At 42.1% G+C, this 15,546-nt stretch carries 14 protein-coding genes; all 14 read right to left on the reverse strand.

Going from position 1 to position 15,546, the window contains the following annotated elements; genetic code table 11:
• Positions 1-145: 145 nt before the first annotated feature.
• Entirely contained in the window at positions 146-619 is a 474-nt protein-coding gene (locus tag LRL21_RS39750; protein ID WP_240421337.1) for a GNAT family N-acetyltransferase, read from the reverse strand.
• 148 nt (positions 620-767) lie between these two features.
• Complete coding sequence (locus LRL21_RS39755; RefSeq protein WP_338044747.1) at positions 768-1,226, reverse strand: GNAT family N-acetyltransferase; 459 nt, start codon at positions 1,224-1,226, stop codon at positions 768-770.
• Between the two features lie 417 nt (positions 1,227-1,643).
• Positions 1,644-2,555 carry a GNAT family N-acetyltransferase gene (locus LRL21_RS39760; protein ID WP_240421339.1) on the reverse strand — a complete coding sequence of 304 codons (912 nt, stop codon included), beginning with the start codon at positions 2,553-2,555 and terminating at the stop codon, positions 1,644-1,646.
• A 456-nt stretch (positions 2,556-3,011) separates the two neighbouring features.
• Positions 3,012-3,527 carry an SRPBCC domain-containing protein gene (locus LRL21_RS39765; RefSeq protein WP_240421340.1) on the reverse strand — a complete coding sequence of 172 codons (516 nt, stop codon included), beginning with the start codon at positions 3,525-3,527 and terminating at the stop codon, positions 3,012-3,014.
• 31 nt (positions 3,528-3,558) lie between these two features.
• The gene (locus LRL21_RS39770; protein WP_240421341.1) at positions 3,559-3,903 is read right to left on the reverse strand and encodes an ArsR/SmtB family transcription factor; all 345 of its coding nucleotides are present in this window, start codon (positions 3,901-3,903) and stop codon (positions 3,559-3,561) included.
• 347 nt (positions 3,904-4,250) lie between these two features.
• Positions 4,251-5,141 carry a methyltransferase domain-containing protein gene (locus LRL21_RS39775; RefSeq protein WP_240421342.1) on the reverse strand — a complete coding sequence of 297 codons (891 nt, stop codon included), beginning with the start codon at positions 5,139-5,141 and terminating at the stop codon, positions 4,251-4,253.
• Positions 5,142-5,649: 508 nt separating this feature from the next.
• A complete protein-coding gene (locus tag LRL21_RS39780) occupies positions 5,650-6,171 on the reverse strand; it encodes a transposase (RefSeq protein WP_240421343.1) in 522 nt (173 codons plus the stop codon).
• A 127-nt stretch (positions 6,172-6,298) separates the two neighbouring features.
• Entirely contained in the window at positions 6,299-6,859 is a 561-nt protein-coding gene (locus tag LRL21_RS39785) for an ATP-binding protein (protein ID WP_240421344.1), read from the reverse strand.
• A 279-nt stretch (positions 6,860-7,138) separates the two neighbouring features.
• Positions 7,139-7,663: a nucleoside-triphosphatase gene (locus tag LRL21_RS39790; protein ID WP_240421345.1), complete on the reverse strand. Its 525-nt coding sequence runs from the start codon at positions 7,661-7,663 to the stop codon at positions 7,139-7,141.
• A gap of 86 nt (positions 7,664-7,749) precedes the next feature.
• Positions 7,750-8,376: a zinc dependent phospholipase C family protein gene (locus LRL21_RS39795; RefSeq protein WP_240421346.1), complete on the reverse strand. Its 627-nt coding sequence runs from the start codon at positions 8,374-8,376 to the stop codon at positions 7,750-7,752.
• A 612-nt stretch (positions 8,377-8,988) separates the two neighbouring features.
• A complete protein-coding gene (locus tag LRL21_RS39800) occupies positions 8,989-11,244 on the reverse strand; it encodes a helix-turn-helix domain-containing protein (RefSeq protein ID WP_240421347.1) in 2,256 nt (751 codons plus the stop codon).
• 171 nt (positions 11,245-11,415) lie between these two features.
• Positions 11,416-12,288, reverse strand: a complete 873-nt coding sequence (locus LRL21_RS39805) for a carbohydrate ABC transporter permease (protein WP_240421348.1) — start codon at positions 12,286-12,288, stop codon at positions 11,416-11,418.
• Between the two features lies 1 nt (position 12,289).
• The gene (locus tag LRL21_RS39810; protein ID WP_420832557.1) at positions 12,290-13,147 is read right to left on the reverse strand and encodes an ABC transporter permease; all 858 of its coding nucleotides are present in this window, start codon (positions 13,145-13,147) and stop codon (positions 12,290-12,292) included.
• A gap of 271 nt (positions 13,148-13,418) precedes the next feature.
• Entirely contained in the window at positions 13,419-15,431 is a 2,013-nt protein-coding gene (locus LRL21_RS39815) for an MGH1-like glycoside hydrolase domain-containing protein (RefSeq protein WP_240421350.1), read from the reverse strand.
• Positions 15,432-15,546: the final 115 nt, after the last annotated feature.

The raw sequence follows: 15,546 nt of genomic DNA on the forward strand, positions 1-15,546 counted from the left end.
TATTGGCGGGATGGTTTCAGGATACTTGGTTCCGTCATTCCCATCCTCGGTCGTAAAGTTGAGATTACTCGTGTAATCTCCTGCTTTTCGCACTATGTGGTGCTTATAGCAGAACTTGTCGTACTTCCTCGTTAGCTGAATCATGCTAAGTTATAAGCAACTTGAATTTTTGACGTTTCCCTCCTTCTGGACCGTTTGGAATCATTTCCGCTAAGGGAACAAATCCAAATTTCTGATAGAGTTTTCTCGCTGGTTGACCATCTGGTGTATCTTCACCAAATGTAATAACTGATACTTCTGCTGGAACCTCCACAAGTTTCAAGACATGTCTGAGCAGCGCTGCTGCGATTCCTTTGTTTCTCGCATGAGATGAAACTGATAGCCATCCAATCTTGTAGCTTGGGGCTTTTGATGAAGAAAATAATACTCCGCCGAGTAAGCGAGAACCTGGTAACCCATCTTTTTCCCGCACGCAAAACGCAGATTGTTGATTTATATTTTTCTCTAGTGCCTGAAAAAACATTGGGTCATCTACCATCGGACCAAAAAGATATTCGACTTCAGAAGCTAGTTCTAACCATCCGTTCAAGTCATCTTTTGTTGCGTTCACAACCTTCATGACTAAACGCTCCTTCAGCTTTTTTACAATATAGTACCACATATTGGGATTAAACTGCCAGTTAGCTGAGAAGGCTGCCGATCAATTGATTTTTGCAGCCTTCACTTGTTGTTTATTGAGCTATAGTTCTTCGTTAACGAAAAAAGCATTAAAGTATAGCAATAAATCCAGTTTTCACACCCTTCTTAAACCCAGCTTTTTCATAAAATTGAAGAGTTTCTTCTTCTTTGGATCCTGTTTGAAGCATTACTTTATAACAGTTTCGGTCTTTTGCAAATTCTAAAGCTTTATGCAGTACCCTTTTTCCGTATCCTTTGCGTCTATGTCCATTATGAGTGACGACATTCTCGACTAAGCCATAGGGACGTGCATTTCGTGTCAAATTTAATATAACTACAAGAACACAAGATGCAACTAAAAGACCGTCCTTTTCAGCAACAATGTAGTACATATTGGGATTAGTATAAATCTGCTCCCATAGCGGGGCAATTTCATTATGATCTAACTTAGGGTCGTCTTTATTTAAGTGCTTGTATAAATCTAATAATTGTGGCAATTCTTCCGGTAATATTGTTCTAATGATTACATCATTGTTCAAATAGTTCACTTCCTATTTTGTATTATTGTTGCTCCTATACTCCGAGTTGATCTTATGCTTGTTTCCATCATCTAATTCATCCATCTAAAATCCGCGACCCCTGAAAGCCTAGAGAAGAAGTTCGATATCAGATCCAAAAATCCTGTAATGTTGAAAAAATCTACTCGTTACTTCAATGCAGAAAGAGAGCAGTTGTAGCAACTGTCTGCTCCCTTGGTACGTTCAATTATCGTTTCCCGTTACTGGTGATTTATAAGAGAAAGATTGGTTTCAATATCTGAGGTTTCTTGATTCACGTCTACAGAATACAGATAAATTAATTAACACTGGTGCTGCACCTTAAAAAAATTAAAGAACGGCGCCTCTCTTTAGTTTTGTCTTTTTTAGATGTTACTGCGAGATGAATTTTCATGGTAGTTGAACGATTTATAGCTCTCGAAGATACCGCACTTCTTCCGATACTTCTTTGAAGCCAACCGAGTGATATAAAGATAGCGCGGATTTATTGGCCGTCTCAACTTGTAGTTCTGCGAACGCGCATCCATGATCTTTGAGATAGGTGAGCGCATGAGAGAGTAAATGCTTTGCAATTCCTTGTTTCCGCCAAGGTGCTCTGACAAATACATCTTCAATGATTCCATCTCCATCTTCATCTATCCAAGTCATAACGCTTCCTACTAAGGTAGCATTCTCCCTTACAACAAAAGCAGTCCACTCAGAATGTTTCTGGTTCTCTTTTAACCGCTTGAGCCCAATTGGTGCCTCCGGCCAAATCTCCATATCGATTTTTAAATATTCATTTACGCTCTCCTCCGAAGCCATGTCCCACTGCATACAACGGTAGGGTGCAGTAAGAACCGAGTGTTCATTCGGCTCGGATAAGTTTCTACGCATCGTATATAAACTCTTCCAGTATTCGAACCCTTTTAATTTGAAATAGTTGTTGTTTTGCTCTTCAGTGGATTGGTTCCCAATGCCAATCATCGTTTGATATTCATTAGGTAATGTTTCTTTCAACTTGTATGCCCTATATAACAATTGCTCATAGAGAAGATCATAGATACGATAGTCTTCTTCTCTTTCCGGAAGGGTCTTCAAATTGAAATAAATATGGTGCTTGTGTTCTTTTGGGCTGCCTAGCGGTATCATAGAAATAACACTAACTTGCCCCTTAGCTATAATTTGTTTTCCCTCAACCGCAATGAATACATTTGACCAATTATCTTCTTCTCCAACCCACCAGAAAACAGCGTTACCTTTAGATGAAACGGCAAGGTACAACTCGCCGGTTTGCTGCAAATCGTCCTTTGTAAATCTACGGATTTCAATTTCACTCAAACCACAAATCACCACCACTTATTATTAACTACCCCAAAAGTTCAACAGTAGTATTTTATATTTTATTATCTTATTGATACTTCGTATGGTAATGAATAATTATAATCATCTTCAGTTATGCACTATCGAGCCTTACAATACCCACTTACAAAGGCGGCGATCACTCCACTATCCTCCCGTTAACGTAATGGGGGCTGCCGATCGTGTTGGCAGCCTCGTCCTGGTGTTATTGTGCTAACGTATCCGTTACTTCAATAGGCTGCAGTTCAATTCCGGCAGCCTCTTCCTTTTAGTAGGTATGAGAAATTTAACTTTCAGGATATAGTGCTGTCGATAAGTACCGTTCTCCGGCATCGTTCCCCCCCAGATAGAACAGGAGAATCAGCTGGTCAAATAAAACGCCAATATAAAACGGCCGCCGGCTCTCAAAGCCAGTCGGCCGTTCCCCTATCTCCTTTACTTGACCTCATTCAGACGCTCTTCCAGACGGTCCCACGTTTCGGTGACGCCTTGCAGCATGCCCATATCCATGACGGTCTCGAGGGCCTCCGCCGACACATATTCAGCACGGTTGACCAGCTTCGTTTTGCCGCCCAGATCGATGAATTCCAGCGTGACCTCGGTCGAGGGCATGGACTCATTCGTATTGCCTTCGGCATCCGAGAAGGAATCGACTAAGACGATCTTCTCCGGCTCAACGATTTCCTTATAAACCGCTTTGCCCCAAGATTCCATGCCGAAAAATTGACCTTGGTTCTCATCGACGCACTTCATGCAGAAGTGCCAAACGCCGCCCACCTGGAAATCGAGATTGCAAATCGGAAGATCCCAGCCTCTTGGCCCCCACCAGCGTTTCAGATGGTCCGGCTCTTTGAACATCTTGAAAACGAGATCGCGCGGTGCATCGAAGACGCGCTCCAGCACCAGCACCCGATCATTCTCTACCCTCGAAAGCATTTCGTTGTTGGACATTGTAATTCCTCCCACTATCAATTTGAATGATCTATGAATGATTCTTGTTTTGCAGATCTCGCAAGTATTCGTCCAGATTGTCGAATCTTTCTTTCATGACGCGCTGGAAGGACTTCACCCAAGAATCCAGCGCTTGGAAGGGCTCGGGCCGCAGCTTGTAAATTCGGCGGTTGGCCTCGGCCTGCACTTCCACAATCCCGTTGTCGCTAAGCACCTTTAGATGCTTCGAGGCTTGGGGCTGCCGCAGTCCCAACCGGTCGGCGATTTCCCCAACGGTCAGGGGACCGTCGCGCAGGAGTTCAACGATATGCATGCGATTCGGTTCGGCCAAAGCGCTTAATGTCGTCATATCCATGCCTGGGTTCTTCCCTGACATGATGCTCACCTCATGTAATCAGTGTCTTCTTATCGGCCCATCCTCCTTCATCACTATGGGTCAACTTTTGGTTGAATTAAATATACCGCAAAAGGAATATATCTGTAAAGGAATATTCAAAAAAAATAAAATGGCACCGGTTCAGTGCCGATATCAGAAATCCGTCATTGAAGATAACCCGTTCAACGCCTAGGTTAGTACATATGTACAAATCCCTATATTTTGTGAGGATGTTACCCGCGGTGTCTACAAAAACCGCGTTAACGCATCAAACAGACAGAAAAGCCCTATTTTACCACTTCCCCCTTTCTTGCGAACAAATACCCTTTATTCAGCTATCGTTTCCGTTAGTTCAACGACTTGACAGTGTAGTGTACATACCAAAAGCTTTTACCACAGAAGATTTTTAATTCTTCTGTAATGGGTTCGAAAAACTCAAACAGTTCATTGTAGGTATAGTAATTCTTAAGAATTTCGTATTTAGAACCATCGGCCAGTTCTCTTATTTTATATGTATCCTCACTGTTATCTTTGGTTATGAGCTCTCCGCCCCTGCCCTCTACATAGACATTGTCCGCCATAAAAACCTTTGCACCAGGTTGCAGTTTATTATGAAACCCAGTCAAGAAATCCTCAATTTTGTTTTTCGGAATATGCGAAAACCAGAAGTTTGCAAGCCCAAAATCAAAATCGTTTTCCAGTTGCCCCAAATTGTATGCATCCCCGACAATAAAATCGACTTTGGTACGCGGTAAGCCTTTATCATGAGCAATTTGAATCACTTCTGGTCTAATATCTAACCCCACTATGTGATGGGCAACTTCAGATACTACTTGAGTCCAATATCCAGTCCCGCAAGCGACTTCTAGAACATTTCGGTCTTTCACTACCGTCTTCAAAATTGTAGTAAGTAGAGAAAGTTCTTGCTGATACTCGGGGTCTTCTCGATGATATACCTTCTCATACTCAAAAGCGCGGGCTCCATAGTATTCTTGCATGACTGAGTTCTCCGACCTTAATGTCTTTAGCGTCTCTGAAAATAAGTTCTTTTGTCTGGAATTTACTAAGTCTGCAAATATGTTTCCTCCGTTAGATTTGTAATTGGACAATAATCCGTGAGTAGCCATAACGATTAGTTGGGTCATCGAAAGCCCAGTTTCGTATGCCATTTGTTCTAAATCGGATTTCACCTTCTCTGGTAAATAAACGGAAAACCTTTTTGTCTTGTCGTCGACCAATGTTACACCTCCCCAAATATATCCATAAAAAATAACACATATTTTGTGTTATTTCAATACAAAAAGTGTGCTATAAAATTTTGTTCAATGTACTGCCGATTGCATGGCTCGTTAAGCAATCCTGCCCGTCCCTCGGTTTTAAGGGTTTTTCTCACGTATGCTCACTCACTCGCAGGATTTTAGCACCTATTGGAATGACGAATACTCGGAAAACAAGCTTATATAAGCATTGGGTTCATTTTTGGGGCATGCGGGAACAGAAGGAACGTATAAACCATTTCCCTCAGGCTCACTCTACTGCACACCAACTCCACAAATGCCTTGGATGTTCACCATCCCATGGCTCTACGGGTCTTGGCCCTTACATTCCATCGTCATACCTATCCAAGGTGTGGAGACCGATTGCGTTTAGCGGACGGGTCTAAGCCCTTTTCGGGCAGGAACTCGGTTCTCCGTGCTTTCTTTGTTAAATCCTGCGAATGAGTCAATCTATGTGGTATTCCATGTCTTATGCAGCTTGAGTAATGACGTGACTTGCTTTTTCGGGCGAAAATGTTTCTCCTCGTTGAATGATGCTGATCAGGATTCGAGCCATTTTTCCTAGACGTTTAAATACGGATTGTTGCTTCTTCATATGCTTAACTTTAATGTTTTTCTCATGTAGCTCTCGAAAGACAGGATTGATTCCTATGAGCTGTATGGTTGCGAGAAACAGATATTTACGTAAGGTAGAATCTCCACGTTTCGATATAACAATCTGCCCCTTCCGTTTTCCCGACATACTTTCGGCCAGATTAAGACCGGCCTTTCGCAATAACTGACGTCCATGCGCATACTGTCTAAGGTCACCGGCACCAGCCAAAATTGCTGCAACAAAGATGGGACCAAGCCCCTTAATGGATCGAAGTTGACTTGCCATAGGAATCTCGCTAAGTAATGCCAGGATTTGTTTCTGCATCACCTCTAACACATCCACAATACGTTCGTATTCTGAGATTAGCCGACCTAAATCTTGTTTTGCTTCGTCCAATGCCGTAATGTCTCCTACGCTCCGCTTGTGCTCCTTTTTTGACAAAGACCATTTCTTAGGTCCTACAGGAAGGTTCAATGGAAAAGAGGAGCTGCCACGTAACAAGCTCCTCCACTATAGTTCTGCGTTAGCTGAGCGAAGTGCCAATATTACTGATTGTTTTAATTTTTTGAATTACTTCTGTAATCTCCTCTTGATTCTTAATAACAAATAAATGATCTACTTCGTCTTCGGTTGGTTCATCCAGTTTCGACTTTTCTTGTCGTTCTAACACTTCCATAAAGCTCGACGCACTTCGAAAGATAGCTTTACTCCTCTGTGATTGTTCTATACGTTCTTTCAAAACTTCAATTGGTGATTCAAAATAGACAATTATACTTTTAAATCCTTTATCATAAAAATACCTGAGGACATTTGATCGAGCTGGTTTATTTAGGTTGGAATTACTTAAGATGAGGTCAAAATTACTTTGCTCTGTAGCATACTCAACAATTGCATTCGTTACGGTGAATTTCAAAGTATTCTGCCCTTCTTTCGGTCGTAGCTTCTTATAGTGTTTATTTATAAATTCTGCGTGGTTGTCCTGATCTATCACAACAGCTTGTTGTAATATAGATTCTAAATTATTAGCAAACGTCGTTTTTCCACTATGTGTCTTTCCAACTGTCATGATCAAAAGACGGTTCATAATCTTATCTCCAATCGGTTTATAATTTTTTATTGTAACGATATTATCGTTGACTTACTCTTGTATTTTTTAGCCGATCTTTTAGATCGAAGTATCCTGACCGTTAACGTAATGGAGGCTGCCGTTAAAAATTCTCTCTTGTTTCTGATAATATTAGGCTTAGAAGCAACCGTCTCACCAGTTATTAAATGCATCAACCGCGAACCCATAAAAAACCTCCATTGCAGCATATTCTGTGGTTATGCTACTGAGCACACGATACAGGTGAATTTATTCACTTCAAAACTTAAGAATATCACTTGCTATTATTTCTGTTGTCAACTCACGATTTTCTTCACTCAGATGATAAAGTCTTATCCCAGATCGTTTCTTTATCTTGTCAATACTCGGATGGCTATCCACACAAATTGTCCCTAAAATAATATGTTTAGAGCTCGAAATAACTTCATAGATCATTTCTTCAAATGGAGCGGATATCATTTGCATGAAACCGATCTCGTCAATAACTGTAATCTTCTTTGTATTTAACGATAGGCTCACTGCCATTAAAGCAATATTTTCAAAAGCATCCACATCAACCCCATATCTCCCTACTCTTACCGAACTTTCACTATCAACACTTGCAATACATACAGTCTCACCATTAAGCGTTACGCAATTAAATCCAGTACGATTTGTAGAGTTACGTATTTCTTCAGTGTAAAAACCACCAAAATATTCGGGACCAATTTGTTGAATGATTCGCTTTATTGCTGTTGATTTTCCTATTCGAGCTTTACCGGTTAACAAAAAACAAGTTTCCAACTCTTCACTCTCCCTATATATAAATAAGATAAGGAAAAAATATTTACTTTAATGAAAAAGCAGACCACCTCCGCAGTCTGCTCTGTTCAACTATATTCCTCGTAGCTTAATCGCAAATTGGACAAAAACACCATACTCTCGTCAACCGACCTGTTAATATAGTCAATGATTTCAAAGTTATTGTTGTTAAACAGCTCCAGCGTTTCATTCGTAAGGTCTTCATCAATTGTAAAGTCCTTTCTCAGCAAATCTAGTAAGGCAGGTAAGTATTCGCTGTTATACCCGTCAATATTCACGGTAGGTAGTACATGCTGATGAAGTTTCATAGAATATTGTTTTGTAATTCTTCCGTTTAGTCTTGCAAAATCACGATAAGCGACTAGTGCTTTATCCTTCAATTGCTGAGGAGATGCGAATCCTACGATTTTTAAATATAGTTCCAACCAAACTACATCCGAAATTAAGTGACATAAATAGCCAAGATAAAAGGGTTTATTCATAGTATCCTTGTAAGTATCATAAAAGCGAAAGTAGTTGATACGACTTTTTCCACTTGCATCAATATCCTTAAAATGTGTTATTCCTTTTGCCACACCCATGAGCCCATGTATATCAGGTGCTATCCCCCCGAGCATAAACTCGTTCTTGTTCTCAATACCTAACCTATCAGCCAATAGAGATGAAATACAATAGTGCATGATTCTTGAACCCATCAATATGCCCCCTTCTTAAGCTATAGACACTGTATTTATTTGCCTTTATCCATATTCTGATAAACATGGATATATTTCAATAGTCGTAAACTAACATGTTAATGACAATAAGATAGTAATTTGTGTAGTATCTAGGTCCAAAACAGTTGAGCGACTATTGCTCCATTAAAGTTCTCCGATAGTTTAATGACAACCACTCTTTGGTCTCTATGCGATAAAGTTCATCTTGTGTCATAATGCTTTTGCTTGGTTCAGATAAATACTTTGTCCAATTGATTGATTGCAGTGATTTGGCCCGTATAAATACCCACGTTATGTAATCACTGTCGGGAATGAGATAATGTTCTTGTCAATTTCGGGAATGGGATAAAGTTCTTGTCATTGAAATTTGACAAGAACTTTATCCCATAACAAAAAAAAACGCGATTCACGCGGCAATTAATGAGATCAAGTTCTTGTCACCCGACACTAAATTATTTCTAGGATACATTTTATAAGTTACAAGCAGACAAAAAAAGCAGCCCAAGATTAGAAAACTGGTCTTGCGTTGCCTTTTTGTAATTCATTACACTTCCGTTTACCGATATTTAAAATTCCCATCCCAGCTATAGCTTAGTTGTTTAAATAATTTTCCCGATACTGCCCCGGGGTACAACCTTCCAGCTTACGGAAATATCGAATAAAGTTCGCCGAAGTGTTGTATTTTAGCTTCTCAGCAATTTCCGATATTTTCATATCCGTTTCCACTAACCACTTCTTAGCCATCTTCATGCGATATTCAGATAAATACTCACTGAAATTGATACCTGTCTCTTTCCTAAAAACTTTGGTTAGATAGTTAGGACTGTAGTTCATGCGGCGTGCACAAACCTCCAGTGTCAAGTCGGTGTCGAATCCTGATTCAATCATCCGAATAATTTCCACTGAAATACTCTGGTATTGCACATTCCGTCGCTGTTCCAAATGCTCTACGATTGGGGCCACTACAGTATATTGAAACCACTGTTCAACTTGCTTGGCTGTTTTTAAGTTAAACAACTGAATAAATAATTCTTGTTCCGCCACATACAACCTGTTCGGATTGACTCCGGCATCTTTAATTGCTTGAAGAATTTGCAGCAACAGACGAATAAAGGACATGAAATAGGCTTCATGCGTCCGTTCATCGGAAGCTATTGTTGCAATAATTTGAGGAAGCAACTTGGAAGTCTGTTCCCGGTCTGCCACTTTGAGTGCATCAAGGAGTTGCTGTTCAAGCACGTCAGGATAATTTTGCGGAACCTCTTGGTCCGGTTGTACTTCTTCAATGAATAGAATCGATTCTTCGCCCAGCTTCATCCGATAATTCAAGGCAGACAATGATTCCTTGTAGGCAATCCGTATATCCTTTACATCATTAAAGACTCTGCTGAAGCCGATACTGATTTTGAGCTCAAGATATTGTTTAACCATACTCATAATGTGTTGGGCCTTTGCATCAAGGAACGCTTTAAACTGATGGGATTCCGACACTGAGCTGCCAATCAAGGTCACTTGCGATTCCCCCATTACAACAGGGAGCAGGCGATATTCTTTATCAATGAGTTCTGAAACCATATTATTCAAGGCAAACATGAGCAAATCCCGGTCCTGCTCCTGAAATCTCGTGCCTGCAAGCGTATCGATTTGTATCGACATGACGCTCATGTCTTTCCATCGGAGTGGGTGTTCAAACAACTCTAACTTATCATGGATTTCTGCCTTGTCCGTATCACTCTGGAAAAGCTTAAAAACGAAATATTCTTTTATTTGATAGGATTGCCCCTGCATTTCTTGTAAAAGTTGGTGCTCTTGCTGAAGAAGCCCCCGGAATCGCTCATTCATAAATTCGAATTCATCTTTCGTAACTTCCAGACCGTCGAATTCCGGCGAACTTCGTACAGCTTCGTACAACCTCCGTATTGGCTTGTACATTTTCCTTGAACCCAGATACGAAATAAGCAAAGCAACGGCCAGAATGGATAAGCATATAATAATCGTGAACCAACCGATATCCTGATATTCTTTATTCAGCTCATCAATGGAAATAATGGATACATAGATCCACCCGTTGTAAGCCGATTTGAGGTAACTAATCCCTACGCGCTCTTTCGACGTACGAGTACTGTAGTAGCCTTGAGCATCAGTGGCAGAAATCAATTTGCCGCCATAAGGTAAAACATCGAATTGTTTTCCCAAAACCGTAGCATCATTACCGGCAAACACGAATCTTGTATCATTCATAACTAAAACATGACTCTTCTTATCGCGAGTAATCAATTTGTTGATCTCGTACTGTGGGATGGACAAAATAATTAGTCCAGTGGGGTTGGAGGAGAAGGCCGGAATCTTTTTGACCAACATCATGGCGGAAGGTGAAGCTATCCAAAATGAAGTTCTCGGGTCGTTTACCAAATGATCGAATTCTCTCATTTCACTATCGGAAAGTGTAGTCAATCCGGTATCACTAACCGACCACTTATTTGTCAGACTAATTAACTCCATGTTCATCGCACCAAGTTCACTACTTAACAGCGTATTCATCCCATCAATCAAATCATGTACCGATCTAACGCTACTGGCATCGCTTTGCATGTTTTCTCGCAACGCAGTAATAACTCTAGGCTGGTTCATATACTGTATGGCAGAATAGTCAATCAATCGTAGCAGTTGCTCAATTCGCAACTCGGTTTGCTGCAGCATCTGCTGATTGCTTTCATACATTTTGGTCTGCAAAGTGCTAGACGCCGTATAATAGGAAAAAATGCCCAGAACGATGACAGGGAATGTTCCGAGCAGTAATCCAAACCATATGAGTTTTGACATAAAAGACGATACATGCAATTTCATGAATTAAGCCTCCGTGATCGTGCTTTGGCAAACACTGTATTTTGTGTAGCAACCTATCGCTCGTGGAATCAAATAGTCAAAGGCAACAACGACATGAGCGGGACTTCGTCTGTCATGCAGACAACCCTTTTTCATGCCGTAATTACCTGTCATACAACTATTGAATCTCGTCTATCCCTTTACCGAGCCAAGCAGTACACCTTTGGCAAAATGCTTCTGCAAGAATGGATATAAGACCAAAACGGGCACCGCGGCAACCACGATTACGGCATATTTGATACTTTCTGGCGGAACGACAGTTTCCGTCAAGGAACTGGCATCCGTAAAGCCGCCAGATGAAAGCAGAACGATTTGCCGGAGCCAGACTTGAATCGGCCACATGTTGGCATTATTAATGTATATTACCGCATTGAAATAGGAATTCCAATGCCCAACGGCATAGAACAGTCCAAAAGTTGCCATAGCCGGTAGCGACAACGGCACAACGATGCTGAACAAAATCTTTAAATCGTTGCAGCCGTCTATTTTAGCCGATTCTTCCAGCCCTTCGGGCAGCTGCTGAAAAAAGTTGCGCAGCAAAATTAAATTGAAGGCACTGATTGCCGAGGGAAGCCATAACGACCAATACGTATCCAGCATTCCCATACTCTTGACCACAAGGTAAGTTGGGATCAGTCCGCCATTGAACAACATGGTGAACACGATGATCAGCATCAATTTACTTCGGCCACGCAGTGTCTTTTTGGCCAACGGGTAAGCCATTAGCGTGGTAAGCAACAAATTGATGAATGTGCCGACAACGGTAATGAAGATCGTGCCGAGCAGACTGCGATAGATGATTTTGGAATCAAAAATGAATCGGTACGCCTCCCATGTAATATGTTCTGGAAATAGCACGATTTTTTTGACGAGCAGCTCTTCCGAGCCAACCAATGAACCTGAAATCACATAAAGGAACGGAAGAACAGTCACGATTCCTACGAAGAAAAGTACGATTAGGTTAAATACATCGAAAACTTTGCCTCCAAATGAATGTTCTTTCATTTTAATATACCCCTTCCTCACCCATTTTTTTCGACAGCGTATTCGCAGAGATAACAAGAATGAGACTCACCACTGATTTGAAAAGCCCTACCGCGGTGCTATAACTGAATTGCGCATTGATTAACCCCGATGTATAGACATACGTATCAAATACTTCCCCGACTTCACGATTTCCCGAATTCAACATCAGAAAAATCTGCTCAAAACCTGTATCAAGAAAACTGCCGAGTCGTAAAATGAGCAGGATAACAATCGTAGTCCGAATAGCTGGAATCGTAACATTCCAGAGCTGATCCCATCGGTTAGCACCATCCATCTTAGCAGCCTCATAAAGCTGTGTGTCAACTCCCGCAAGAGCCGCTAGAAAAATGATGGTCCCCCATCCCGTTTCTTTCCAAATCACCTGTGATGTAATAATTGTACGAAACCAATCATGATTGAGTAGAAAATTAATCTTGTTTGCACCAAGCGAAGCAAGCGCTTCATTAATAATCCCACCTTCTGTCGTCAACATCGTATAAGACAAGCTTGCTACGACAACCCAGGAAATAAAGTGCGGAACATAAATCACGGTTTGTACAAACCGCTTGAAAACTTGCACTCGAACTTCATTTAACATTAGTGCCAGTATAATTGGAAGCGGAAAGAAGAAAAGGAGGTTGTACACCGCCATGAGGAACGTATTTTTAAACAGCATCCAAAATGAAGGATCTGTGAAAAAGCGCTCAAAGTGCTTCATCCCAACCCAGTGACTATTCAGAATTCCTGCGAATGGCTGATAATCCTGAAAAGCGATTACAACACCAAGCATGGGTAAATATTTAAACAATATAAAAAACAGGATGCCGGGAATCAGCATGACGTATAGAAGCTTTTCTCTTTTTAAGTCTGAAAGGAGCTGCTTATAATATCCCCGTTCATTCACTTTCGGCAACACAGCCTGACGCCCCTCTCCGTTCCGAGCCAAAATCTTGTTCATCTGTCCATCTCACCTTTCCGTCAGCTTGTATATTGCAATTGTAATTGTCTGACTGCGTTTCCGTCGATAATCATCTCGTTGCTTCTCGCAGATGAAACTCAATAAAAGCCGGAATATGGGGGCTGTCGCAATCATTTTCTGCTGAATGCATCTAGATGATGCAAGGGGTTGGTTCACCTTCGTGAACCACAACGCCGTCACAAACAATCTTGCAATGTCCTGGGTTCAAATGAATATCGATCATTCGCCCACGATAAGAATAACCTGTAATCGACATACTTCCCTCAGATACCGGCTGCGGATTTACAACAAGGTTTCCGTTTGCTCCAGGCTTGAACCCGGCTAGACCAAATAAAATGGCTTCTGCGCCAGAGAGGCCTGCAATGACATTTGCACGTTTGTGCGCAGGGACAGCTGGGCGGTCACAGTAATGTTCTTGCGGATAGTAAGGTAAGTGCTTGCCCATCCAGAACAATCGTTTCAGCACATCCCAGGCAAGCTTGTGTTCTCCGATCTCCCAGAGTGTTAGTGCGAGCATTGTCGCTTCACCCGTGTAACAACCACCGCCAGACCAGTCTGGATCGTTCAGCTCATAATGAATCGTATCTTCTGCTGATATGCTGCTTACACCGTAAGGGGCGAGGAAAGCGCCATCACGAAGATGAGAAAGCAGAGCAGTTTTCATCTGATCCGTGCAAACTCCCATTCGTAACGTATCGTAGGCCTGGATGGTGTACACTTTCTCTACGTGTCCACTTGGAAAGCGGCAAATAAACCACCCAGACTCCTCATCCCACAGATGCTCTCGGATCGAACTTCGGATACGTTCTGCCTTGTCCCGCCAGTCTGCGGCTTCTTCTTTACCCAACTGCTCAGCTAAATCTGCTAACCGATCGTAGCACCAAGCACGCTCTGCGTTTGGACTGGATACGACATGATCGTGCGCGGCACTGCGCATTTCCAACAAATTACGTTGCGTGCCATAATCGAGCAGTTCACCCCAGGCTGGCAGCCTGCTCTCTTCGCTCAATATCAATTTACGCAACACCTCATAAAGTTCGGTCCCCTCACCATGTTGTTCAATATTGCTCCAAACTAAATTGAAGAATGACCAAAGGCTATATGAGTAGGGGACGTCCTTGCCAACGCCGCTAGGCGAAAAGCGAGAATGTGATTCTATGCCGCTATTCGCCATAAGGCGCGCTAGCTCCAACATCTTCTCACTGCCAATCATCATAGCGAGCAATTTACCTGCATAACCGCCGGTATCCCACGGGTAGCAACAAATCCCCGCTCCCTCTATGCCCGACACTGCAGGAAATGGTTGCATAGCGAAATCGGGATGTTCCCATAAGCAGATTAAACCGCTGACAATCGAGCGCTTGTAATAGTCTTCGAGTCCGGGGATGTCACTTTTCAACTGTGGCACGGAGGAGCAAAACCGACTGATCCGTTCCTGCCAAACCTGATCTGTTCGCTTTTCCCAAATCGCCAAGCTTTCCGAAACATCGCATTCCTCACCACTGTTCATCAAGACTACAGCCATGCGGCAAACCAGTTCCTCACCTGGTTCTAGTAAGACAGGCAAAGAATCCTCTCGTAGCAGAACCATTCTTACGTCTTGATTTTCCCATTGATGTTGACCGATTTGATGTGCGATTTCTCCTAGTGGCGGATGACCATAATCCCAATCGTCCAAAGGTTGAGAACTGAGGTGACCCGGACTTAATTCAGGCTGAACACAGACCTCTATACTTCGCTCCAAGCGATTAGTAATGGAGAGGCTTAACAGAAATCCAGGTCTGTCCACAAGCGGTACAAGCCGACTAGTAACATACAAGGAGATGAGACGATCCTCTACAAAATAATGATATGTTCCGCCTCGCGTTATCCGATCCGGCCGCCACTCACTTCCTGCTAATAAGAGCCCGCAGTCTCCTTTACCAAGATTTCCGTTATCTCGAACGATATGTTGGTCAGCTTCAATATTTAGAATCAACTCAACATCTCTTGCGGCAAATGGCGGCGCAAATAGGCTTTTCACCCCTGCGACCGTGTTGACAAGTGGAGCGACTGTACTTCTGCCGCTTCCGACCCAAATGTGATTAGACGGAGCAAGACTCGATCTAAGGTCAAAAGCAAAATCATTCAATTTAGCATCCATAACTTTTCCATCCTTCTAAGTCATTTTTTGGCTGTAACTTAAACGTGTGGCTATTTCCGCCACTTCAACATATTTAAGTGCATATGCGTATTACTGTAAATATTCATAAAGTGGG

This window comes from Paenibacillus periandrae, assembly GCF_022458865.1.
Lineage (GTDB): Bacteria > Bacillota > Bacilli > Paenibacillales > NBRC-103111 > Paenibacillus_S > Paenibacillus_S periandrae.

What these genes read in the sequence shown, in the direction of transcription:
- LRL21_RS39810 (WP_420832557.1), bottom strand. Translation starts at nt 13,147, where the DNA reads ATGCTGATTCCCGGCATCCTGTTTTTTATATTGTTTAAATATTTACCC.
- LRL21_RS39770 (WP_240421341.1), bottom strand. Translation starts at nt 3,903, where the DNA reads ATGTCAGGGAAGAACCCAGGCATGGATATGACGACATTAAGCGCTTTG.
- LRL21_RS39815 (WP_240421350.1), bottom strand. Translation starts at nt 15,431, where the DNA reads ATGGATGCTAAATTGAATGATTTTGCTTTTGACCTTAGATCGAGTCTT.
- LRL21_RS39805 (WP_240421348.1), bottom strand. Translation starts at nt 12,288, where the DNA reads ATGAAAGAACATTCATTTGGAGGCAAAGTTTTCGATGTATTTAACCTA.
- LRL21_RS39750 (WP_240421337.1), bottom strand. Translation starts at nt 619, where the DNA reads ATGAAGGTTGTGAACGCAACAAAAGATGACTTGAACGGATGGTTAGAA.
- LRL21_RS39795 (WP_240421346.1), bottom strand. Translation starts at nt 8,376, where the DNA reads ATGGGTTCAAGAATCATGCACTATTGTATTTCATCTCTATTGGCTGAT.
- LRL21_RS39765 (WP_240421340.1), bottom strand. Translation starts at nt 3,527, where the DNA reads ATGTCCAACAACGAAATGCTTTCGAGGGTAGAGAATGATCGGGTGCTG.
- LRL21_RS39785 (WP_240421344.1), bottom strand. Translation starts at nt 6,859, where the DNA reads ATGAACCGTCTTTTGATCATGACAGTTGGAAAGACACATAGTGGAAAA.
- LRL21_RS39800 (WP_240421347.1), bottom strand. Translation starts at nt 11,244, where the DNA reads ATGAAATTGCATGTATCGTCTTTTATGTCAAAACTCATATGGTTTGGA.